This window comes from Caballeronia sp. LP006 (genome assembly GCF_031450995.1).
GTDB lineage: Bacteria > Pseudomonadota > Gammaproteobacteria > Burkholderiales > Burkholderiaceae > Caballeronia.
In genome coordinates this window covers 477,026-498,722 of sequence record NZ_JARTVW010000003.1, presented here as the reverse complement: position 1 = coordinate 498,722, position 21,697 = coordinate 477,026, and the positions used below count along the sequence as shown (strand labels likewise).

Sequence of the window (21,697 nt, the reverse complement as noted above, 5' to 3'; positions counted from 1 at the left end):
CGGCAATCGCTCAAAAGATTACTTTTTATTGCTTTCGGCCTAATTGCGTTCGATGCGCTTGACGTGCTTTAACCGCGCACGGCGCAATGGCTTGATGAATATGGCGTTGGCGAAACAATCAAAAAAGCGGTGTGGCGAGGCGTGCATTGCACACGCCCTCTTGACGACTTCTCAGCTTTCCTGCGCCATCTCGGCAGGCTCGTGCACATCCGTCACGAGCGCGCCCGCGAGAATCATCGCGCCGCTATTGAGCGGCACGGAACTGCCCACGCGCCTTGGCCGATACACCGGCTGCCCGCGCCTGATCACCTGCCCGCTTAGCACGCACGTTCCGCCCTTGCGCGCAGTGCAAAGCGCCCACACCTGCTCTGAATAATTGAATGAAGTGGGATCGTGCCATGAAAGCGCCAGTGTCGATTCGCTCAAGCGCTCCAGCACGCGAATGTTCACGCTTTCCGCACCCGCCGCTCGCGCGAATGCGTTCGATGGCTCGCGCGTGAAGGCACGCGGCATCAGCCCATGGGTCTCGCCAGACTGCGATCGTCGGCTTGACCGGCTATCGAGCAATGCCAGGGTACGGCTCCAGGGATCCATCGTCGATGGAAGCTTCATGTTCCGCTCCTGCTGGCGGCAACAGACGTCCGCGAAGCGAGCCGGACCGCTGCCTGGTGAACTTTCGGGAATGCACGACGCGCCATCTTTGACACCGGGCGAGCCGCGCCAGGTCAAACCGTTATCAACTCCCGCTCTTGGTGGAGACACTGCTCTGGACATTCGATCTAGAGTAGTACACCTGAGCATGCATTGTTTTTATTTTTCTTTCCATTCTTTTGTCGAAAATGACAAGCGTCGGTCGCTCGATCGGGCCGTCCGGCCCGCCATTTGAGACGCGGCGGGGAAAGCGAACGCGTAATGCATTAGCGAACGAACGTTCGGCAAACCCTTTAGAATACTTTAGCGGCTTCCCATGTCACCGTAATGAAGGAAGTCGTTTGCCTGCTTGCGCACGTTTGCCGAACGATGAAGCATGCGCGGAGCGGCGAATTTCTGACAAAATAAAAACCGCGAACCGGACAACCCTGTCGAATCATGACAAGCAAGATGAACGTCAATGCCAGCGTCTCGGCGGACCGCGCGTCCGTCAGTTTCGTTGCCTTCTCGCGCGAGCAGGCCATTCAGTGCAACATCACGCGCAAGGCATTGGAGCAATATTTCTGGGCGCCCGTCGGTGCTACCGACGAGCGTCTGCTCAAAGCGTTAAGCGATGGCTACGAGCGCATCAGCGCTCGCGTTCATCGTAAATTCCTTGCTCATCCGTCGAGTTCGGTCACGCTCGACGTCGTCGATTTTTCCACTTGACGCGGCTCAACGCGCCGCCTGCGTCGACTTGCGCATTTTGGTGACGTCCTCGACGTTGACGGCGGGCGTGTTGTTGTTCCATGCGCCGCGAACGAACGTTAGTACGTCCGCTATCTGCTGATCGCTCAGTACCGGCGCATAGCGAGGCATGGGATAAGGCGCCGGCACGCCTTGAATGACGAGGTCGCCAGTACCGTTCAGCGTCACGTTGATGAGCGACGACGCATCCTTTTCCAGCACGTTGGGATTGCCCGCCAAAGGCGCGAGCATCGGCGCAAAGCCACGACCGTCCACGCCGTGACAATGCATGCAGTACGCCGTGTAGACACGCGCGCCCGAATCCGATGCAGCCGGACGCGCCAGGGACACCTTCGTGGCCTTGGCATCATACGAATACGGCGCGTTGCCGTTACCGCCCGCTGCCGGCAGCGACTTCAGATAACTCGCCATGGCCGCCACATCGCTGTCGTTCATGGCTTGCGTGCTGTTGTTGATCACGCTCGTCATTGCGCCGAATGCGGACGCGTGCCCGTTCGCGCCGGTTTTGAGGAACGTCGCGATATCCTGCTCGCTCCATCGGCCAAGACCGGTGTTGTGTTCGGCGGTGAGGTTCGATGCAAACCAGTTGTCGAGCAAGCCCCCGCTTAAATAGACGCTGCTCGTTTCGTCGAGTCCTTTTTCCTGGAACGCGATACCCCGTGGCGTATGACACGAGCCGCAATGGCCCAAGCCTTGAATGAGATAGGCGCCACGGTTCCAGGCGACATCCTTGCCGGCTTTATCGCGGTACACGCCCTTCTCGAGAAATACCATATTCCAAAGCTTGAGCGGCCAGCGCATGGTGAGCGGCCATTTGAAGTCTGGTTCGCGATTAGCCTGCTTGATCGGCGCGACGCCATGCATGAAATACGCATAAAGCGCATGCATGTCCTCATCGTTGATCTTTGCATAAGACGGATAAGGCATGGCCGGATAAAGATTATGGCCATCCTTGGCAACGCCCTCGCGCAAGGCTTTAGCAAAATCCTCTTCCGTATAGCGGCCAATGCCTGTGTCGGGGTCGGGCGTGATATTGGTCGTATAGATGGCGCCTAACGGCGTCATCATCGGCAAGCCGCCGGTCATGGGTTTGCCGCGCGGAGCGGAATGGCAGGCCACGCAATCGCCGGCTTTGGCAAGGTAAGCGCCGCGTGCGACGAGTGCATCGGCGGATGCATCCGCTGCATGCGCGAGTGTCGACGTCACGGCATACGCTGCAAAACAGGCAGCCACGAGAGGCTTGAATACGTTTTTCATGTCGGCCTCCGTCAAGCGCTTTGCAACTGGTTGCCGACTGGTAATTGCCTCAGTTGCTTGCCGGTGGCGGCATAAATCGCATTGGTGATGGCGGGGGCGAGTGCCGCCGTGCCCGGTTCGCCGATTCCTCCCGGCGCTTCGCTGCTCTTGACGATATGCACTTCCACCGGCGGTGTTTCGTGAATACGCAGTATCCGGTAGTCGGTGAAATTGCTCTGCTCGACGCGGCCGTCCTTGATCGTGATCTCGCTATAAAGCACCGCCGTAATGCCGAAAATGATGCCGCCTTGCACCTGCGCCTCGACCGTATTCGGATTGACGACCATGCCGCAATCCACCGCGCATACGATTCGACTGACCTTCACCGCGCCGGCTTTATCGACGGCGACGTCCGCCACGATTGCGAAGTAACTGCCGAACGCATGCATGACCGACACGCCGCGCCCCTGACCTTGCGGCATGGTTTGCTTGCCCCATTCCGCCGCCTGCGTGGCGACATCGAGCACATTGCGCGCGCGCGGCGACTTGCCGAGCAGATCGCGTCGATACTGCACGGGATCGATCTTCGCCTGCGCCGCGAGTTCGTCGATGAAACTCTCCACGACGAACGTGCCACGCGTCGGTCCCACGCCGCGCCAGAATGCGGTCGGCACCTCGCGTGGCTCCTGGCGCACGTAGTCCACGAGTTGATTCGGCAGATCGTAGGGAAGATCGGCGGAGACTTCCACCGCATCCGGGTCGATGCCATTCTTCACCGCCGGCGGCGCAAAACGCGCGAGCACCGACGAACCGACGATGCGATGCGTCCACGCCACGGGCTTGCCGTTCGCATCGAGACCGGCCGCCAGCGTGTCGTGATAGCAAGGACGAAACATGTCGTGCTGAATGTCTTCCTCGCGCGACCATGTGACCTTGACCGGCACGCCAAGCTGCTTGCCTATCTTGAGCGCTTGCGTGGCCATGTCGAATTCGAGCCGGCGGCCGAAGCCGCCGCCGAGCAGATGGTTATGCACGACGATCTTTTCGGGCGGCAAGCCCGTGGCTTTGACGCCTGCATCGACGACGCGCGTGGGCACTTGAGTGCCTAGCCAGACATCGCAACCATCGGCGCGCACGTGCACCGTGCAGTTGATCGGCTCCATCGTCGCGTGTGCGAGCAACGGCTGCACGTAGACGGCATCGACACGCGTCTTGGCATTGGCAAACGCCTTGTCGACATCGCCGTCCTTGCGCGCCACGGCACCCGAGCGTCGTGATGCGCTCGCCATTTCATCGACAAGCTGTTTCGTCGATGTGTTCGCGCCCGCGCCTTCGTTCCATTCGATCACGAGCGCGGCCGCGCCACGTTTGGCGGCCCACGTATGATCGCCGATGACCGCCACGCCGTTGTCGAACTTGATGACCTGCTTCACGCCCGGGATTTTTTTGGCGTGACTGTCGTCGACTGAAACGAGTGTGCCGCCGAACACCGGGCAGTTCACGATGGCCGCATAGACCATGTCGGGCAAGCGCACGTCGAGACCGAATACCGCCGTGCCATCCACTTTTTCGGGAGAATCCAAACGCTTGGCGGGCGTGCCGATCAGCTTGAAGTCCTTGGGGTCTTTAAGCTTGATGTCTTTGGGAACCGGCAATTTGGCGGCTGCTTCGACGAGTTCGCCATAACTTGCGCTGCGCCCGCTCGATGCCTGCGTGACCTTGCCGCCTGCGGCGCTGCATGTCGATGCATCGCATTGCCATTGCTGCGCCGCAGCCGCTATGAGCGTCATGCGTGCGGCGGCGCCTGCCTTGCGCATCGGTTCCCATGCATAACGAATCGACGTTGAACCGCCGGTGAGTTGACCGCCCAGCAACGGGTCCATGAAAAGCTTTTCGTTGGGCGGCGCATGCGCAATCGCTACGCTGTCGAGCGGCACTTCCAGCTCTTCGGCGATCAACATGGGCAGCGCCGTATAAACGCCTTGTCCCATCTCGACCTTTGGCATGATGAGCGTGACCTTGCCGTTCTTGTCGATCTGCACGAAGGCGTTGGGCGCGAATACGCCGTCTTGCGGCGTTTCGACACCATCGCCGGCAATAACGGACTTGCCGCTCTTCTGATCCTGGCTCGCGGCCGGCAGACTAAAGCCGATCAATAAGCCGCCGCTGGCAGCCACGCCTATCGTTACGCCGAACTTGAGAAATGCACGGCGCGAGAATGCCCCGCGCGACGCATGACGTCCCGCCTCGATTAAGCCTTGCGACATCTCAGGCCTCCTTCGCGGCTTGCTTGATCGCCGCGCGGATGCGGTGATACGTCCCGCAGCGGCAGATGTTGCCCGCCATCGCGGCGTCGATGTCGTCGTCGGTCGGATTGGGAACGGTCGTGAGCAATGCGGTCGCGGACATGACTTGTCCGGACTGGCAGTAGCCGCACTGCACCACATCCAGTTGACGCCATGCGGTTTGCACCTTCTTGCCAGCGGGTGTGTCGCCGACGGCTTCGATCGTCGTCACCTTGCGCTCACCGACAGCCGCCACAGGCAGCACGCATGAACGCACGGCGACGCCGTCGAGATGAACGGTGCAGGCGCCGCATTGCGCGATGCCACAGCCGAACTTGGTGCCCGTCAGGCCCACAAGATCGCGCAGCACCCAAAGCAAGGGCATGTCGGGCGGCGCATCGACGGTATGCGTCTGGCCGTTGATGGAAAGCGTGGTCATTGGGCGGCTCCGGCTTATTAATGGTTATCGGATATCGCATGAGGCTGAAGGCGTGGGGCGGCCGTCAGTCTTTGAATTCATCGCGTCTCGAATGCAAGGCGACTAAGCACGAGGCAAGCGGATTGTAGCGCCGCATTAAAAAAGGAGCATGGATGGCGACGCCTTTAGCTCAGACGGCTTTAGCACCATGTTGCTTTGCAGGCTTAAGGAATGAGGCATTTGCTTTAAGGCGTCAACATAAAGTATCGAGCTCGATCGACAGTTAGTTGCATGATAAAAGCTAAGGCGAGTTGCTTCACGGCCCTCTCGCCTATTGGCAAGCTAGCGAATCATTTCCCAGTTTGCATAGAACACACGTCGCATGGACATGACGCCAAGACGCACCGCCGCGACCATGACGTCAAGCACGCGCGCAAAATGCGAAGGCCTCAAGACATCGAGAAAAATGCAGTACCGCAAGCGATCGGATTCGTTGACCGACCGATGCACGAGCGTATCGTCGAAAATGAATAGCGGATCGTCGTGCCAATAATGACGACGCCCCGCTACTTCGATAAAGACATTTTCGTCGTCGATAGGACGGAGGTTGTAAAGACAACGCAAGGTAAGACGCAGCGGTCCGTAATGCACTGAAGTACTCTGCCGCTCATTGAAAACCGATATGCCGATGGTCTTGACGTATTTGAAGTCGCGCGCCATTTCCGGTAAGTCAAGCGAACTATCGACAGGCATGCCGTACCAGCGCACGAAACACATGCCGCGGCGCTTGCTTGCCATTTGCCCTCCGAGGCGCGCGTTCACTAGCGGAAGATGGTCGTTGAAAGCGGCGATGATCGAGCGGATCTCGTCTTGATGCGCGGCCGGTAACTGCGAGAGATCGTAGACGCCGTGATTCCGTTCGCAGATGAGATCGACCAGCAAATTGAAGGGAGAAAGCACCCACGTAAGCAGGCCATTGCCAAGAAAATAACGCCGCGAGTTTGCTGCATCGAACTGGCGGCTGCGTTGAAAATCCGCTAAGCCGCTTGCCAGGAAACAGAGCGCAAGGACAGGCAAGAACCTTAGAAGAAGCGCCAGAATCGCAAGATAGAGCAGATCCTTTCGTCTCACATTCGGCCTCGGCGAGCGTCGTCGTTGACCGTTACATCTTAGTACGGGTTATGTCAGCAAGAAAACGCCTGCTTAAGAAAATGCGGCGCGCTTGCAACACCTGCTTCAAGCGCTCTTAGGCTTGAGCAAAACCTTGATTGAGTCGAGTGAATTGGCGGTCTTGATCGCTTCGTCCCATTCTTCCAGGGAAAAGTCGTGCGTGACGATGCCCTTGGAAGTCACGAGCCCGCGCGCCAGCAAGTCGATAGCGATGGGATAGCAATAAGGACCGAGATGCGCGCCGCGCACGTCGAGCTCCTTGCGGTCGCCGATGATCGACCAGTCGACCGTCGTATCCGCACCGAACACGGAGAACTCCACGAAGCGTCCAAGCTTGCGAATCAATTCCAGCCCTTGCGACACGCCGGCAGGCACGCCCGTGGTTTCGATATAGACATCGCAACCGTATTGGTCCGTGATCGAGCGGATGATGTCGAGCGCGTTATCGCTCTTGGGATTGATGGTGATATCCGCGCCGTATTCGCGCGCGAGTTCCAGCCGCTCATCCACGAGATCGATCACGACCAGCTTCCTGGGCGTCTTGAGATGCGCGACTTGCGTCATCATCAAACCGAGCGGTCCCGCGCCTGCGATCACGACGACATCGCTTAGTTGAATATCGCCGCGATTCACCGTATGAATGGCACACGCGAGCGGTTCGATGATCGCGGCATCTTCGAGCGAGATGCCGTCCGGAATCTTGTGAACAATGGCTGTCGGCGGGAAGCGCATGTATTCGGCCATGCCGCCATCCGCCACTTCACGCTGAAAGCCGAAGATGTTATGCACTTCGCACATCCAGTATTGCCCGGACTTGCAATAGCGGCACTTCGCGCACGGCACGATCTGTTCGGCGATCACGCGGTCACCCTTGTTCACGCCGAAGTGCTCGGCCGCCCCCTCGCCCAGTTCTTCCACGTAGCCGAAGAATTCATGGCCTGGAATGACCGGCGCCTTGACCCAAGGGTTCGGGCCGCCCCAGAACATCTTTGCGCCCGACCAGCATTTGCAGTCGCTCGCGCAGATTCCGCATGCGGCAATGCGAATGACGATCTCGTTTCTGCCCGGCGTCGGGCGCGCGACGCGCTCCACGCGATAGTCCTTCGGCGCGCGGCACACAATGGCCGTCATATCCGTCATGTTCGTGTCTCCGGTTATCGTTTTGACGTTCGTTATTCTTCGAGCACGATCTGCACTTTCACATCCGTAGGCAGGCCGCTCGATGCTTCCTCGAACGCCTTGATACCATCGGCGAAGGGGAATGTGCGCGAGATGAACGGCTTCACATCGAGCTTGCCGGATGCGATCAACTGGATCGCACGCGGGAAAATATTCGCGTAGCGGAATACGGATTCGATGCGCGCTTCCTTGATCTGCACGGCGACCACATCGAGGGCAATGGCGCGCTGCGGCATGCCGACCAGCACGAGGCAGCCACCGGGACACAACAGATCGACAATGCCCTCGAAGGCCTTCTCATTGCCGCTCGCCTCGATCACGATATCCGCGCCCCAGCCGTCGGTCAGTTCGGCGATCACGTCCTTCGCATTGCGTTCGCGGATATTCACGGCCGTCACGCCCTGCACCGCGCCAATGAGATCGAGCTTCTCCTGCACGAGATCGCAGACGATGGCGCGGCTGCATCCACCTGCGAGCGCCGCCAGCGCGCACATCATGCCGATGGTGCCCGCACCCAGCACGACGGCGACATCGCCCGGCTTGATCGCGGCTTTCTTCGCAGCCTGCAAGCCGATGGAGAGCGGCTCGACGATCGCGCCTTCGGCAAAGCTCACGTTGTCCGGCAACTTGTACGTGAAGGCCGCGGGATGCACGACGAACGGCGCGAGACAGCCATGCACGGGCGGCGTGGCCCAGAAGCGCACCTTGGGGTCAAGGTTATAAAGCCCTTCACGCGATGCACGCGACTCCATGTCCGGCACGCCGGGTTCCATGCACACGCGGTCGCCCGCCTTGAGATTGCTCACTTCATCGCCGACCTCGATGACCGTGCCCGACGCTTCATGCCCGAGCACCATCGGCTCATTGACGACGAACGGTCCTATGCGGCCATGCTGGTAGTAGTGAATGTCGCTGCCGCAAATGCCCACCGTGTGAATGCGGATACGCACGTCGCGCGGTCCGACCACCTGCGGCAAGCTGAACGGCCGCAAGCTGATACGCCGTGCTTCTTCGAGAACCAGTGCTTCCATCGTCGTTCCTTCCTTGAAATGTTTATTGTTGGCTAGCCCGCCTGAAAGCCGCCGTCGATGGCAAGGCTCACGCCGCTGACCATGCTGGAATCGTCGCTTAACAGATAGGCGATGGAGCGCGCCACTTCCACGGGCTGCACGAAACGGTTCAGCGGAATGCGCGCGAGCATCGGGCCAGATTTGACGGGGTCGCTCCAGGCTCGCTCGGCCATGGGCGTCATCGTCACGACAGGGTTCACGGCGTTGACGCGGATGCCGTGCGGTCCGAGTTCGACGGCCATCACGCGCGTCAGTGCATCGAGTCCGCCCTTGGACGCGCAATACGCCGCATGCAACGGCAAGCCGACGGTCGCCGACAAGCTCGACACGTTGACGATGGCCCCGCCCACATTGCGCGCGATCATGCTCTTCGCGCACTCCTGCGCGACGATCATCGCGGCGCGCACGTTGACGTTCATGGTGAGATCGAACGCTTCGGCGGTCGTCTCGAGGAACGGCTGCAATTGCGCGATGCCCGCGCAGTTCACGAGCAGATCGACCGGTTGCGCGCCGCGCGCGGCTTCGCGGGTGGCATCGGCATTTGCGAGATCGACGGCGATGGTTTCGCAGCCGGTCTCTTCCTTGAGTTGCGCGAGGTCGGCAGCGCTGCGGCTCAAGGCAACGACCCGCGCGCCGCGTTCGATCAGGAGATGCACGGTCGCGTGGCCGATGCCCTTGCCCGCGCCGGTGACGAGCACGGTCTTGCCTGCAAACTCGCGGTTACGGTCGATGGTGTCGGTCATGTTCTCTTCAAGGTTCGTCGCAGAGTCGCCGCGCCGTGTCTTCATCGGTCACGAGCACCGACGGATAGCGTCCGCGCAACGCCGCACGCGTGACATGAAACTTCTTCGCCCCGCCACTGACGAGAACCACGCGACGCAGCTTGCGCAAGTCTTCGAGCGTGATCGCAACGGTGCGGCGATTCAGCGGATGATCGATCAGCTCGCCGTCTTCATCCATGAAATGCCCGAGCATGTCGCCGACCGCGCCCGCTTTTTCGAGCGTGCGCAATTGCTCCGGATTGTCGATGCCATAGGTCACGACGAGGGATTCCGTCAGATCGCCGCAAGTCAGCAGGGCAAGGTCGGAGTTGCGCGCGAGCTCGTAGGTCTCGCGCACGGTGCCTTCCTGCAAGATCACGTCGCGTGCCTTCTGGCTGCTGACGTAGATGGGCGCGGCGAACAGATATCCGTCCGCTCGGCAGATATCCGCGAAGTCGGAAACGATATCGAACGTGTTGATGCTCGGGCAATGCGAGAGGCCGCCTTGCAGCGACACCGCCGACACCGCGCCATAACTGCGTTGCGGCATGGCGCGCAGCACGGCGCGGATCGTGCGTCCCCAGCCAAGCCCGATAGTTTGCCCTGCAACTATCTGCCTCGAAAAGTAACTCGCCGCGCCGATGCCGAGCGCCGCGTTGTTCGCTTCGGTGTTCGCACCGGTCGGCACGACCACCGCGCATTCAAGACCAAAGCGTTTGCTGAGCGCTTCTTCCAGCGCGACGCATGGCGCTATCTTGCTGTTGATGGTGATCTGCACGAGGCCCGACTCGCGGCTTGCCGCGAGCAGCCGGTTCACACGCACGCGGTTGCTGCCTATACGTTCCGCGATCTCCTGCTGCGTCAGGTTGCCGACGTAGTAGTGCCACGCGACGCGCGCCTGCAATTCCTCTTCCGAGTCGATGGATTCGTCGGTTTCGGCGAAGGCTAGGGGTGGTACTGTCTTGCTCATATCGAGTGTCTGGTCACAATGGAAGGCCGAAGGAGTCTACTTCACCGCGCCCATCGTGAGACCTTGCACCAGCCGCCCGGACACGAGCAGCGCGAAGACGACCATCGGCAGCACGATCAGCGTACCCGTGGCCATGATCTCGCCCCAGGGCAATTCGTAACCGCTCATGTAGCTCGTCGCGGCGACCGGCGATGTAATGGCATCGGTGCGTGTCAGCACGAGCGCATAGAGCAGATCGTTCCACGAGAAGATGAAAGCGAAGATGGCGGATACGACGATGCCCGGCATCGCGAGCGGCAAGTTGATGCGCCAGAACACGCGCCACGGCGACGCGCCATCGAGCCGCGCGGCCTCGTCGAGTTCCACGGGAATATTGCGGAACTGGTCGGTGCAGATCCATACGACGATCGGCAACGAGAACGTCAGATAAAGAAGAATCAGCACGATGTGCGTATCGACGAGATCGAGCTTGGTCGCAATCAGAAAGAACGGCACCGCGAGCACCACGGGGCTCACCATGCGGTTCGAGATGAACCAGAACCACAGATCTTCCTTGCCACGAAATTCGAAGCGTGCGAGCGCGTAGGCAGCAGGCGCGCCGAGCAGAATGGCAAGCACCGTCGTGCTGCTCGCGATGATGAGCGAGTTGAGCAGACTGCCCGCCACGTCATGCTCGAAAAGCGCCGCCGAATAGTGATGAAACGTGGGACTGAACAGCCACTTCGGCGGATACGCGAGCGCGTCGGACTGGCTCTTCAGGCTCGTCGTCACCATCCAGTAGAACGGAAACACGGACGACAGAAAGACGATCGCCAGACCGAAAAAGTGCCATACGGTGGCGCGTTTGCGTGCGGCACGCGCACGCAGGGCACGCTTGGTCATGCCGCCATTCGCGGCTTGCAGAGTCGGAGAACTCACGCGGCCTCCCGGTACACGAAGCGGATATAAAGACGCGACAGCACGATAGTCAGGATCAAGAGAATGATGGCCTGAGCGGACGCCATGCCCTGATCGAAGAGACGAAAGCCCACGCGCTGGATATAGATGCTGATGAACTCCGTCGCGGTGCCGGGGCCGCCGCGCGTCATGGTGAAGACGGCATCGAACATCTTCAGCATGTCGGCCGAGCGCAGAATGAGGATGGCCGTCAAACCCGGCAGCAAATACGGTCGCTGCAAGTGCCAAAGAATCATGCTCCACTTCGGCGTTTCGAGGCGCGCCGCTTCCTCGGCTTCCTTCGGCACCATGGAAAGCCCGGCCAGCAGAATCAGCGCGCAAAACGGCGTCCACTGCCAGATATCCATGATCATCACGGAGACGAACGCAAGCGTCGGATCGGCAAGCCAGTCTTGCGGCGGAATGCCGAAGAGGCCCGCCAGATAGTTCGCCACGCCGAACTGCCGGTTGAAGATCAGGCGGCCGATTAGGCCCACGACCGCGTAAGTTGTCGCCATTGGAATGACGAGGCTCACGCGAGCGGCGGCGCGCATCCATCGCAGGTCGATACGGTGCAGCATCAACGCCGCAAAGAGCCCGAGTGCGACCTCGATCGGCAAGGTAAGACAAAGGAACAACGCAGTGCGGCCGAGCGCGCCCCAGAACGAGGGATCGGTGAGCGTCGCCACGTAATTGTCGATGCCCACGAACGGCGTGCCCGACGCGAGATCGGCGAGCTTGTACTGATGAAACGAGTTATAGAGCGCCAGCAGCAGCGGGTAAATGCCGATGACCGCCAGCGCGAATATCGCCGGAATCAGGAACCAGAAGGCAGGCGTTCGCGGCACCACGCCAAAGTAACGCGTCCGCTTTCCGAGCCTTGGAGAAGTTGCCACGCCTGCCATTCGATCGCCTCCGGTTCCTGATGTTTAGCGTTCAGCCGATTACTTGAGCAAAGGCTTCTTGCCGTCGTAATAGCCGGCTTTCTTCAGGATGTCCTCGGTCTTCTGACCGATGGTCTGCGCGCCATCCTTCACCGTCACCTGACCGAGCATGATCTTGCTGCCCCATTCGCCGATGACTTCCGACACCGCCGGCCATTCGGGGAAACGCGGACGATAATCCGGCACGCCGCCTTGCCACGATTCGACCATCGGCTTCACGAACGGATACTTGTCCTGCACCGCCTTGTCCTGATAGACCGCCGTTCGCGCCGGCACGCCGCCCGCCTCGAGATAAGGCTTCGCCATGGCCTCGGACGTGATCCATTGGATGAAGAGCCACGATGCCGCTTGCTTCTTCGCGCTGGCCTTTGCATTCACGGCAAGCGAGAAGCCGCCGAGCGCGGGCTTGAGTCCCGCCGGCCCCTTCGGTTCGGTGGTGATCGCAAGACAGTTGCCGAGCTTCGACTTGCTCGGGTCGGTGAGCGTCGGATAGAAAGCGGACCATTCGGTGATCATCGCGACCTGCCCTTGCGCAAGCGCGTTGACGGCTTCGGCGTGATCGAAATCGACGATACCCGGCGGCATGTACTTCATCAGCTTTTGCCGGTATTCGAGGCCCGCTTGCGATTGCGGCGACATCAGGTTCGACTTGAACTTAACATCGAGAAGCGATCCGCCATTGGGCCACAACACGCGCATGAAGCTATCCGCCGATTGCGTCTCGCCGCGCCGCGACTGCAACGCGAAAGCGAACTTGTCGCCCTTCGTGAGCTTCGGCGCGTAGGTTGTCAGCAACTCGTCCCAGGTCTTCGGCGGCTCGTCGAAACCCGCGTCCTTCAGCATGCACTTGTTGTAGAACATGAGGCCCGAGTAATTATCGAACGGCAGGCCATACGTGACCTTGTCCCATGTGCCGAACGAGTCGAGCAGGATGGGGAAGAAGCCCTTCAGATTGAGGTTCGGGTCCGCGAGCTTGGGGTCGTCCGTGAACTTCTTGATGGGCACGAGCCACTTGTTGCTCGCGAATTCGCCGATCCACACGACGTCCACGAGCACGATGTCCTGATCGCCGCCGCCCACGAAGTTGAGCACTTCCTTCTCACGCGTGTTCTCGTACGGAATCACTTCCCAGCGCACCTTGATGCCCGTCTCTTTCTCGAACTGCGGTATCAGGGTTTGTGCTGCCTTGTAACCGGGACGATCCAGAAAGATGGCCTTGATGGTGGTGCCAGAATACGGCTCCGCGGCTTCCTTGAGCGTCCACGCCTGTGCGTTCGATGCGGCGAAAGCCGCGCTGGCCGCAAGTAGCGCGACAGCCGCTACGTGCTTGACGGGACCAAGTTGTCTCACCTGGGTGAAGCGCTTCTTCATGCCTGTCTCCTTTGATTTTTTTAGAGCAGTGATGGCTTGCGGATTCGTTCGTAGCGTCTTTCGGTTCCTGCGAGTGCGAAGGGAAACGGGTGGAAAACACGGCGTATGCGGCGAAGACCGTCTGTGTCGTTTCACTTGTAATTTCGGTTTTACAATTGTATATTTTGGCCCGAACAGGTTGTCAAGAACTAAATCGACGAAGCCATTCGATGCTGCGCTGCGGTGAACACACGCGTGGCCCGGCCATAGACGGAGACAGGCATGAGCGCCGTTCATCTACAGCAGATCCGCAAGTCCTTTGCAGGCACCGATGTGCTCAAGGGCGTCGACATTCAGGTGAAGGACCGCGAGTTCATGGTCTTCGTCGGACCATCGGGATGTGGCAAGTCCACCTTGCTGCGAAGCATCGCCGGGCTCGAACGCAGCGATTCAGGGCAAATACTGATAGGCGGTGAAGACGTCACCGAACTCGAACCATCGCAGCGTGGCGTGGCGATGGTGTTTCAGTCGTATGCGCTCTATCCGCATATGACGGTGTACGAGAACATCGCGTTCGGACTGCGCATGCTGAAGCTGCCCGAAGCGCAGATCAAGGAACGCGTGCAGCGCGCAGCCGAGATCCTGCAGATCGGTCAACTGCTCGAACGCCGGCCGCGCGCGTTGTCGGGCGGACAGCGTCAGCGCGTTGCCATCGGGCGATCGATCGTGCGCGAACCGCAAGTGTTTCTCTTCGACGAACCGCTCTCGAATCTCGATGCCGCCTTGCGCGTGCAGATGCGCCTCGAACTCATCAAGCTGCACAAGCAACTCAACGCGACGATGATCTACGTCACGCACGATCAGACCGAAGCGATGACCATGGCCGATCGAATCGTCGTGCTGAATCATGGGCGCGTGGAGCAGATCGGCACGCCGCTGGAGCTTTATCGCACGCCGCATAATCGCTTCGTCGCGGGCTTCATCGGCTCGCCGAAGATGAACTTCATGGACGTGCGCGTGCAACGTGTCGATGCCGCCGGCGTCAGCATCGAACTGCCCGGTGGCGAGGCGCTCACGCTGCCCTTCAAGGCTTCGTCGGTGAAGGCGGGCGAGACGCTCACGCTCGGCATTCGCCCGGAACATTTCGTCGAGGAATGCGGCGGCGATATCGATAGCGGTCTTGCCGGCGAAGTGATGGTGATCGAGCATCTCGGTGGCGAGACGCTCTTGCATCTGCGATTGCCGAACGACCTCGTGATTCAAGTAAAGGGCTCGGGCGAGTCCACTGCGTTCGAAGGACAACGCCTGAACGCGGGCTTCAGCATTCGCCATGTGCATCTGTTCAACCAGGACGGCAGTGCGCTCGAACGTCTTCGGCCCGTGACGGAGACTGCTGCCGCTTGAGGCTGGGTCGCTCGATCAAGTTTCCTCAGCGGATGCCGTAAACGAAAAGAGGCGCCGAAGTAGCGGCGCTCGCGGCCGCGCCGTCGGCTGCATCCGTCACCGCTGTTCATCGTGAAACTCATGGCATCCAGCATCCGTTCGCTGACGGCATGGTCCGTCGTGGTGACGTTCGCGCTCAGCGCGGCACCTTCCGCTTTCGCAGGCACCGGCAACGCAGAGTTGCCCGTGACGCTGACCGTCTACGATATCTGCACGCTCGATACGGGCGCCACGCAGCCGAGCGTGGCCTGTTCCGCAGGCGGCCAGTACCGCATCCTCGCGGGCGAATATTTCGCGGACGTCCGCATCGCCGATATCAAGGCCGCGCAACGACCGCAAATGCCGGTCGTCGAGATCGCGTTCTGAAACGTCGAACCCTTGACGACGCATTGTTACAATCGCTTACGCTTTAACGTCTGAGGAATGCACATAATCAGGGCGTCACGACGCGCCAAAAATCTGAGAGAGCAGCGCAAACGTTTGGCGCGCGGAAGACACTTCCAGAGAAGAGGTGAACAATGCGTCGCCGTAACCTTGCCGTTTCCGTGCTTTGCATCGCGTTGGCATCGGGGCCGCTCGTTCCGTTTGGAGCGAACGCAGCCACGCGAACCACTACCTTCACCGTATCCCTCACGCTGCAGAACGATTGCCAGATCGCGGCCAATCCGCTCAATTTCGGCAATTCGGGTGTTATCGCGGCGAACATCGATCAGACCACCACGTTGAGCGTCACCTGCTCGAACGGCGCGTCGTATAACGTCGGGCTGGATGCGGGTTCGGTGTCGGGCTCCACGGTGCCGAACCGGCTGCTCGCGGGCACGGGCACGCCTCTGCCGACAGTCGCCTATCAGCTCTATCGCGATGCCGCGCGCACGCTCGTCTGGGGCCAGACGGTCGGCACCGACACGGTCTCCGGCACCGGCACGGGCGCGGCGCAGACGGTCACGGTCTATGGCCGCGTCGCGCCGCAGACCACGCCGGCCGCGGGCACGTATTCATCCGTCGTCACGGCTACCGTCACGTTCTAGCATGCGCTCATCGCAGTGTTACCGGGCCGCGCGGCTCGGCAGGCGGGCGCTCGCGTGTGCGCTGGCGGGCTTCTCGTGGTGGTGCCTTCTGTACGCGGCGAACGTATCGGCGGCGGCCTTGCAAGTGTCGCCGATCCGGCTCGATCTCTCCGCCGAAAGGCCCGCCGCCGCGCTCACGCTGCATAACGACGGCAGTGCGCCGCTCAATGCTCAGGTACGCGTGTTCGCATGGACCCAGTCGCTCGACGAAGACCATCTGGAGCGCACGGCCGCCATCGTCGCGAGTCCGCCGATCGTGCAGATCGCGCCGAACGGCGATCAGACCATCCGCATTCTGCGAGTGGGAAGCGAGCCGCTTGCGCGCGAGGAGACGTATCGTCTGCTGATCGATGAAATTCCGAACGGACAGAGCGCACAGAACACGGGCGTGCGCATGCAGTTGCGCTACTCGGTGCCGGTCTTCGTGGGCGCGGACGAAGCGCGCTTGCCCGCGTTGAAGTTCGCGCTGGAACGCAAGAGCCAGGCAAGCAACGAAGCCGACGTCATGCTGCGCGTGTCGAACGGCGCGCAAACGCATGCGCAACTGAGCCGCGTTCATCTTGACTGGTCCGATGGTCAGAGCACGCAAGTCTCGGCGGGACTGCTCGGCTATGCGTTGCCCGGCGCCGCGCGCCGCTGGCCCGTGCAGGGCGCGCCTGCGAATGGCACGTGGGCGACCTTGCACGCCGTCGTCAACGGCGAGCCCGTGACCATGCGTGTGAACGTCGAGCCGGGACCGCCGGGCTCCGACCGCTAGGCCGTGGATGCCATCGCCGCGCCCGCGTGCGAGCCGGTCACGCGCTCATGTGCTTCGTCTCGTGCCGATCATCGTGTGGTCCGCCATGCCCGCGTGGTCGCACGCGAACGACTCGACACCGGCAATAGCGCCCATGCAGATGCAAGGCGCCCTTCCCCATGAACGCGGCGACCTGTATCTCGAAGTGTCGATCAACGGAACATCGACGCAAAAGATCGCGCAATTCTTCGTGACCGACGAGACGATCTACACGACGCCTGGCGAATTGCGCGAACTCGGCTTGCGCACCGACGACCTGCAAGCGCAAGCGGACGGCCGCATCGCGCTGGGTGTCGTGCCAGGCCTGCGTTATCGATACTTCGAGCAACAGCAACGCATCGACCTCGAAGCCGCCGATGCGCGCCGCGTGCCTTCCGCGCTTTCCAACATTCCGGCACGCGCGCCGGTGGCCGCAACCGGCACGGGCCTCGTCATCAACTACGAAGCGAGCGTGCAGACCAACTCGCCGGCGCAATACGGCTTCTATGGCGAGGAACGCTTCTTCTATCCGGGCGGCCTCTTCGACAACACCGGCACGGCGTACTGGTATGCGGACAGCCGCCGCTACGTGCGGCTCGATACGTCGTGGAGCCATTCGGACACCGCTTCACTCATGACCACGCGCATCGGCGACACGATTTCCTCATCGCTCACATGGACGCGCCCGGTGCGCATGGGGGGCGCGCAACTATCGCGCGATTTCGGCTTGCGGCCCGATCTCGTCACGTATCCCGTGCCCGCGCTCGGCGGTTCGGCCGCCGTGCCGAGCGCCGTCGATCTCTACGTCAACAATGTGCGCCAGTTCAGCGGCGCGGCGCCCTCGGGACCGTTCGTCATCAATGCGGTGCCGGCCATCAACGGCGCGGGCGAAGCGGTGATCGTGAGCCGCGATGTGCTCGGCCGCAGCGTGATGACGACGGTGCCGCTCTATATCGACGCGCGTCTGCTCGCAAGCGGCCTCACGGACTTCTCCGTCGAAGCGGGCTTCGTGCGCCGCGCGTATGCGCTGCGCTCGTTCGACTATGCGGGCGACCCGTCGGCATCGGCGTCGATCAGGCGCGGCATAACCGATACCATCACGCTCGAAGCACACGGCGAAGCCACGCGCGGCGTCTACAACGCGGGCGCCGGCGTATTGTTCGGCATCGGACAAGCGGGCGTCTTCAACGTGTCGCTGGCGGGCAGCGCGGGCAACGGCGGCTCGAATCCCGCGCCCCTTTATATCTATCCGGCAAGCTTCTACAACGGCTTCGATAGCAGTTCGCCGCCTTATGTTCCGCAAGCGCCGCATGGCGGCAGCGGCATGCAGGTTTCGGTGGGATGGCAATGGCGCACGCCCGCGCTTTCCGTCGATCTGCAAGCGCAGAAAGCGACGCCTCACTACAGCGATCTGGCGTCCGCCGAAGGCACGCCCGTGCCGCGTTCGACGTATCGCGCGACGCTTGCCGCGCCCGTGCGCGTGCTGGGTTCTTCGAGCACGGCAAGCGCGAGTTACGTGGGTCTTGCCGATCCCTACTACGGCGACTCGCGCATCGGTTCGCTGGCGTACACGGTGACGTTGCCGCGCGGCACGTCGCTATCGGCGAGCGTGTATCACGACTTCGGCGACACGCGTAACACCGGCGTCTTCGTGGCGCTCGCCTTCGCGCTCGGCGGCGCCCTCAACGCGAGCGTCGATGCAGGCAGCGATCACGGCAAACCGCTCTTCGGCGCATCGGTGACGAAGACGGCCGACTACGGCGGCGGCTTCGGCTGGCAAGCGCAGACGGCGCATCAGAACGGCGTGCAACAGTCGCTTGCGCAAGGCGCGTATCGCACTCGCTATGGCGATTTGCTCGGCACCGTGGCGAGCGTGCAGTCGCGCGTGTATGGCGAACTGGACGCATCGGGCTCCATCGTGATGATGGAAGGCGATGTGCTCGCGGGCCGCCGTATCGACGACGCCTTCGCGCTCGTCTCCACCGATGGCGTAGCGAACGTGCCCGTGCTGCACGAGAACCGCGAGATCGGCAAGACCAATGGCGCGGGGCATTTGCTGGTGCCGGATCTGATCGCGTATCAGGCGAATCATCTCGGCATCGACCCGCTCGATCTTCCCGCCAATACCTCCATCGCCACCACGCAGCTCAATCTAGCGCCGCAATCGCGGGCGGGCGTCGTCGCGCGTTTTCCGTTACGGGGTTTCAGCGGCGCACAACTGCAGCTCGTCGATGCCGCAAGCGCTCCCTTGCCGCCGGGCACGACGCTTACGCACCGCGAGACCGGCAAGCGTTACGTCGTCGGCTACGACGGACTCGCCTTCATCGACGATCTCGCCGCGACCAATACGCTCGACGCCACGTTATCCGGCACGCCCTGCGAAGCGCACGTTGACTTCACGGCGCAAGCACACGCCTTGCCGACGCTCGGCCCATTCACCTGCAAGAGCGCGTCGCCATGAAGCGCGCATGGTTCTTGGCTATCGCGCTGTTCGTCTTCATGACGACGCCGGTGCGTGCGCAAGTGTGCACGGCGTCGATATCGAGCATCAACTTCGGATCGATCGCGCCCGCGACGGATTCGTCCGCGAACGTCTCGGGCTCGGTGACGGTGTCTTGCACGGGCTTCGTGCTGACCTTGCCGGTGCGGGCGTGCATCAGCATCGGGACGGGCAGCGCAGGCGCGTCCTACACGCCGCGCCTGGCGGCCAACGGCGCCAGCACGCTGCAATACAACCTCTATGCCGATTCGACCGGCGGCACGATCTGGGGTTCGCGGCGCTCCGCGAATTACGGCGCGGTGGCGCTCGACATACCGCTTACCCTCGCGCTCGGCACGGCATCCGGCAGCCGTACCTTGCCGTTTTATGGACGCATCGCGGCGGGTCAGAGCACGCTCGTCGCGGGAACGTATCTATCGACATTCTCGGGCGCGACGCAGGCCGAAATGACGTATCAGCAATACGTCGTTTCGCCGCCCAACTGCTCGACCGTGACCGCCAATTCGAACGCCCTTTCCTTTACCGTAAGCGCGACCGTCATCAACGATTGCACGCTTGCCGCGACCAACATCAATTTCGGCACGGCCGGACTACTCGATAGCGCCTTGACGGCAACGGGCACACTGAGCGTGGCATGCACCAATAACGACCCTTACTCGATAACGTTATCGGCCGGCGGCGGCAGCGGCGCAAGCGTCGCGGACCGGCGCATGACGCGCGGCGGCGGCAGCGAACAGGTGCGATATCAGCTCTATCAGAACGCGGCTTACTCGACTCCGTGGGGCGATGGCACGAATTCCGCGCCGGCTCTTGCAGGCACCGGCACCGGTTCGAGTCAGGCGATCACGGTCTATGCGCGCGTGCTCCCGCAAGCCACACCCACCGCCGGAACTTATAGCGATACCATCCTTGCGACCATCACTTACTGAGCCGCGAACGTGCGCTCTCCACTAGTCAGCATTGCAAAAGTTATTACACACAGGCTCGAAACTACAAGGCGCCGTGCACGGTGACGACGCATGCGGGCGTAACGCTTGCCTCGACGTAACGTTACCTTTGACCGATACGCTCTTCCCGATGCTTCCGAGGATCGCTCAACACCGGCAAAAATTCGGGTTTTCCCTTTCTGAAGTCCGCATCCGAACGCCGAACCGCCGCGTATATCCAAACTGGCACGACTCCTGCAAACCTTCTCTTGAACACTAAGGGAGGGCGGCAAAGCATGAGTACAACGACATCCCGCTCGCAGGTCGAGAACGTCGTGCGCGACTCCGGTCAGGCATTGAGGCGTCGCGTACTTCAGGGTCTCGCGGCTGGCGAGTTTTGTATCGCCTATCAGGGAATCTACCGAGTCGACAGCGGCGAGCTTGCGCGCATGGAAGCGCTCATCCGCTGGCGTCATCCAGACTACGGCGTGCTCTTGCCTGGCGCGTTCTGCGAGGCGTTGCAGGACCCGGACGTCATGGTGAAGATCACCTGGTTCGTCATGGATGCCGTCGCAGGCGATATCGCCACGTGGCTCGCGCGCGGCGGCAAGCGTTATCCCGTCGCGGTCAACGTGCCGCCTTCGGTCGCCGCCATGCCGGGCTTCGCAAAACGCATGGAAGCGATCTGCGTGGCGCATGGCATCGCGTCGAGCTATATCGAACTCGAACTCTCGGAAAGCGAGGATCTTGCGCTCTTTCCGTCGATTCAACAGGTCGTCCAGCGCTTCCGTAATAAAGGCGTCAACATTGCGATGGATGATTTCGGTACCGGCTACGCGTGCCTCGCCGCGCTCGGGCCGATCGACTTCGGCACCGTGAAGATCGCCAAGGAGCTGCTCGCGGAAGCGCCGCGCTGCCCGAATGCGTGCATGGTGTTTTCCTCGGTGCTCGCGCTGCTCACGCGGCTCAAGGTATCGATCGTCGTCGAAGGCGTGGAGACGCCCGCGCAGGCGCAATGGCTCGCGCAGTGGCCGCATGTGCTCGCGCAAGGCTTCCTGCTCGCGCGGCCCACGTTTGGCATGGACAACGTGCCGGGCGTCGATGCTCACGCGGACATGCAAGGCATGCAGGGAGCCCTTGCAATCACGCGGCAGACCAGCCGGCGCTCGGCGATGCGTATCGCGGACGCGGCATGAAGGCGCGCACCGCCTGTATGGAAGGTTGAAAGGACATAAGGCCGGACCCGCTGATTTTATCCGGCCGCCCAGA

20 protein-coding genes and 2 pseudogenes are annotated in these 21,697 nt (G+C 61.5%); 9 read left to right on the top strand and 13 right to left on the bottom strand.

The window, feature by feature from the left end:
• Nucleotides 1-171: 171 nt before the first annotated feature.
• On the bottom strand, nt 172-612 hold the full coding sequence (locus tag P9250_RS06930; RefSeq protein WP_310391960.1) for a DUF3331 domain-containing protein: 441 nt from the start codon (nt 610-612) through the stop codon (nt 172-174).
• Between the two features lie 477 nt (nt 613-1,089).
• Here P9250_RS06930 and P9250_RS06925 point away from each other — a divergent pair, with 477 nt between their 5' ends.
• Entirely contained in the window at nt 1,090-1,359 is a 270-nt protein-coding gene (locus P9250_RS06925) for a DUF1488 family protein (protein ID WP_244830795.1), read from the top strand.
• Nucleotides 1,360-1,365: 6 nt separating this feature from the next.
• On the opposite strand, the gene P9250_RS06920 is transcribed toward P9250_RS06925, so the two are convergent.
• Both P9250_RS06920 and P9250_RS32590 read right to left on the bottom strand, forming a co-directional pair.
• Nucleotides 1,366-2,655 (bottom strand): cytochrome c, encoded by a 1,290-nt coding sequence (locus P9250_RS06920; RefSeq protein ID WP_310391955.1) that lies wholly within the window; start codon nt 2,653-2,655, stop codon nt 1,366-1,368.
• A gap of 11 nt (nt 2,656-2,666) precedes the next feature.
• Entirely contained in the window at nt 2,667-3,083 is a 417-nt protein-coding gene (locus P9250_RS32590; protein ID WP_409014863.1) for a molybdopterin cofactor-binding domain-containing protein, read from the bottom strand.
• Here P9250_RS32590 and P9250_RS32585 point away from each other — a divergent pair.
• A pseudogene (locus P9250_RS32585) lies at nt 3,078-3,128 on the top strand (hypothetical protein); the annotation flags it as partial. The gene P9250_RS32590 and the pseudogene P9250_RS32585 sit on opposite strands and share 6 nt — an antisense overlap.
• Before the next feature lie 78 nt (nt 3,129-3,206).
• On the opposite strand, the pseudogene P9250_RS06915 reads toward P9250_RS32585, so the two are convergent.
• The 10 genes and pseudogenes from P9250_RS06915 to P9250_RS06870 form a co-directional block, all read right to left on the bottom strand.
• A pseudogene (locus P9250_RS06915) lies at nt 3,207-4,901 on the bottom strand (molybdopterin cofactor-binding domain-containing protein); the annotation flags it as partial.
• 1 nt (nt 4,902) lies between these two features.
• A complete protein-coding gene (locus P9250_RS06910) occupies nt 4,903-5,358 on the bottom strand; it encodes a (2Fe-2S)-binding protein (protein WP_244830799.1) in 456 nt (151 codons plus the stop codon).
• Nucleotides 5,359-5,679: 321 nt separating this feature from the next.
• Nucleotides 5,680-6,468: an aspartyl/asparaginyl beta-hydroxylase domain-containing protein gene (locus tag P9250_RS06905; RefSeq protein ID WP_310391948.1), complete on the bottom strand. Its 789-nt coding sequence runs from the start codon at nt 6,466-6,468 to the stop codon at nt 5,680-5,682.
• A 105-nt stretch (nt 6,469-6,573) separates the two neighbouring features.
• Nucleotides 6,574-7,647, bottom strand: coding sequence for an alcohol dehydrogenase catalytic domain-containing protein (locus P9250_RS06900; RefSeq protein ID WP_244830806.1), 1,074 nt, complete (start codon nt 7,645-7,647; stop codon nt 6,574-6,576).
• Between the two features lie 32 nt (nt 7,648-7,679).
• Entirely contained in the window at nt 7,680-8,717 is a 1,038-nt protein-coding gene (locus P9250_RS06895; RefSeq protein ID WP_250511042.1) for an NAD(P)-dependent alcohol dehydrogenase, read from the bottom strand.
• A gap of 32 nt (nt 8,718-8,749) precedes the next feature.
• The gene (locus P9250_RS06890) at nt 8,750-9,499 is read right to left on the bottom strand and encodes an SDR family oxidoreductase (protein WP_250511041.1); all 750 of its coding nucleotides are present in this window, start codon (nt 9,497-9,499) and stop codon (nt 8,750-8,752) included.
• Nucleotides 9,500-9,506: 7 nt separating this feature from the next.
• Nucleotides 9,507-10,487, bottom strand: coding sequence for a sugar-binding transcriptional regulator (locus tag P9250_RS06885; protein ID WP_244830810.1), 981 nt, complete (start codon nt 10,485-10,487; stop codon nt 9,507-9,509).
• 36 nt (nt 10,488-10,523) lie between these two features.
• Nucleotides 10,524-11,369 (bottom strand): carbohydrate ABC transporter permease, encoded by an 846-nt coding sequence (locus tag P9250_RS06880; protein WP_284503485.1) that lies wholly within the window; start codon nt 11,367-11,369, stop codon nt 10,524-10,526.
• A 32-nt stretch (nt 11,370-11,401) separates the two neighbouring features.
• Complete coding sequence (locus tag P9250_RS06875) at nt 11,402-12,328, bottom strand: carbohydrate ABC transporter permease (RefSeq protein ID WP_244830813.1); 927 nt, start codon at nt 12,326-12,328, stop codon at nt 11,402-11,404.
• Between the two features lie 39 nt (nt 12,329-12,367).
• On the bottom strand, nt 12,368-13,738 hold the full coding sequence (locus P9250_RS06870; RefSeq protein ID WP_310391943.1) for a sugar ABC transporter substrate-binding protein: 1,371 nt from the start codon (nt 13,736-13,738) through the stop codon (nt 12,368-12,370).
• Between the two features lie 261 nt (nt 13,739-13,999).
• On the opposite strand from P9250_RS06870, the gene P9250_RS06865 reads away from it, so the two are divergent.
• From P9250_RS06865 to P9250_RS06835, 7 genes are all read left to right on the top strand, one after another.
• The gene (locus P9250_RS06865) at nt 14,000-15,121 is read left to right on the top strand and encodes an ABC transporter ATP-binding protein (protein WP_250494562.1); all 1,122 of its coding nucleotides are present in this window, start codon (nt 14,000-14,002) and stop codon (nt 15,119-15,121) included.
• Between the two features lie 120 nt (nt 15,122-15,241).
• On the top strand, nt 15,242-15,526 hold the full coding sequence (locus tag P9250_RS06860; RefSeq protein WP_310391940.1) for a hypothetical protein: 285 nt from the start codon (nt 15,242-15,244) through the stop codon (nt 15,524-15,526).
• A 152-nt stretch (nt 15,527-15,678) separates the two neighbouring features.
• Complete coding sequence (locus P9250_RS06855; protein ID WP_244830818.1) at nt 15,679-16,188, top strand: spore coat U domain-containing protein; 510 nt, start codon at nt 15,679-15,681, stop codon at nt 16,186-16,188.
• 1 nt (nt 16,189) lies between these two features.
• Complete coding sequence (locus tag P9250_RS06850; protein ID WP_310391938.1) at nt 16,190-16,984, top strand: molecular chaperone; 795 nt, start codon at nt 16,190-16,192, stop codon at nt 16,982-16,984.
• A 7-nt stretch (nt 16,985-16,991) separates the two neighbouring features.
• On the top strand, nt 16,992-19,463 hold the full coding sequence (locus P9250_RS06845) for a fimbria/pilus outer membrane usher protein (protein ID WP_310391936.1): 2,472 nt from the start codon (nt 16,992-16,994) through the stop codon (nt 19,461-19,463).
• The gene (locus tag P9250_RS06840) at nt 19,460-20,431 is read left to right on the top strand and encodes a spore coat protein U domain-containing protein (protein ID WP_310391934.1); all 972 of its coding nucleotides are present in this window, start codon (nt 19,460-19,462) and stop codon (nt 20,429-20,431) included. The genes P9250_RS06845 and P9250_RS06840 overlap by 4 nt, the downstream gene beginning before the upstream one ends.
• Nucleotides 20,432-20,724: 293 nt before the next feature.
• Nucleotides 20,725-21,624, top strand: a complete 900-nt coding sequence (locus P9250_RS06835; protein ID WP_310391932.1) for an EAL domain-containing protein — start codon at nt 20,725-20,727, stop codon at nt 21,622-21,624.
• Nucleotides 21,625-21,697 lie beyond the last annotated feature (73 nt).

Excerpts from the sequence above, each read along its gene's own strand:
- P9250_RS06865 (WP_250494562.1), top strand. The coding sequence starts at position 14,000 with ATGAGCGCCGTTCATCTACAGCAGATCCGCAAGTCCTTTGCAGGCACC.
- P9250_RS06910 (WP_244830799.1), bottom strand. The coding sequence starts at position 5,358 with ATGACCACGCTTTCCATCAACGGCCAGACGCATACCGTCGATGCGCCG.
- P9250_RS06930 (WP_310391960.1), bottom strand. The coding sequence starts at position 612 with ATGAAGCTTCCATCGACGATGGATCCCTGGAGCCGTACCCTGGCATTG.
- P9250_RS06890 (WP_250511041.1), bottom strand. The coding sequence starts at position 9,499 with ATGACCGACACCATCGACCGTAACCGCGAGTTTGCAGGCAAGACCGTG.
- P9250_RS06855 (WP_244830818.1), top strand. The coding sequence starts at position 15,679 with ATGCGTCGCCGTAACCTTGCCGTTTCCGTGCTTTGCATCGCGTTGGCA.
- P9250_RS06840 (WP_310391934.1), top strand. The coding sequence starts at position 19,460 with ATGAAGCGCGCATGGTTCTTGGCTATCGCGCTGTTCGTCTTCATGACG.
- P9250_RS06850 (WP_310391938.1), top strand. The coding sequence starts at position 16,190 with ATGCGCTCATCGCAGTGTTACCGGGCCGCGCGGCTCGGCAGGCGGGCG.
- P9250_RS06885 (WP_244830810.1), bottom strand. The coding sequence starts at position 10,487 with ATGAGCAAGACAGTACCACCCCTAGCCTTCGCCGAAACCGACGAATCC.
- P9250_RS06925 (WP_244830795.1), top strand. The coding sequence starts at position 1,090 with ATGACAAGCAAGATGAACGTCAATGCCAGCGTCTCGGCGGACCGCGCG.
- P9250_RS32590 (WP_409014863.1), bottom strand. The coding sequence starts at position 3,083 with ATGCATGCGTTCGGCAGTTACTTCGCAATCGTGGCGGACGTCGCCGTC.
- P9250_RS06875 (WP_244830813.1), bottom strand. The coding sequence starts at position 12,328 with ATGGCAGGCGTGGCAACTTCTCCAAGGCTCGGAAAGCGGACGCGTTAC.
- P9250_RS06880 (WP_284503485.1), bottom strand. The coding sequence starts at position 11,369 with ATGACCAAGCGTGCCCTGCGTGCGCGTGCCGCACGCAAACGCGCCACC.
- P9250_RS06870 (WP_310391943.1), bottom strand. The coding sequence starts at position 13,738 with ATGAAGAAGCGCTTCACCCAGGTGAGACAACTTGGTCCCGTCAAGCAC.
- P9250_RS06900 (WP_244830806.1), bottom strand. The coding sequence starts at position 7,647 with ATGACGGATATGACGGCCATTGTGTGCCGCGCGCCGAAGGACTATCGC.
- P9250_RS06835 (WP_310391932.1), top strand. The coding sequence starts at position 20,725 with ATGAGTACAACGACATCCCGCTCGCAGGTCGAGAACGTCGTGCGCGAC.
- P9250_RS06895 (WP_250511042.1), bottom strand. The coding sequence starts at position 8,717 with ATGGAAGCACTGGTTCTCGAAGAAGCACGGCGTATCAGCTTGCGGCCG.
- P9250_RS06920 (WP_310391955.1), bottom strand. The coding sequence starts at position 2,655 with ATGAAAAACGTATTCAAGCCTCTCGTGGCTGCCTGTTTTGCAGCGTAT.
- P9250_RS06845 (WP_310391936.1), top strand. The coding sequence starts at position 16,992 with ATGCCATCGCCGCGCCCGCGTGCGAGCCGGTCACGCGCTCATGTGCTT.
- P9250_RS06860 (WP_310391940.1), top strand. The coding sequence starts at position 15,242 with ATGGCATCCAGCATCCGTTCGCTGACGGCATGGTCCGTCGTGGTGACG.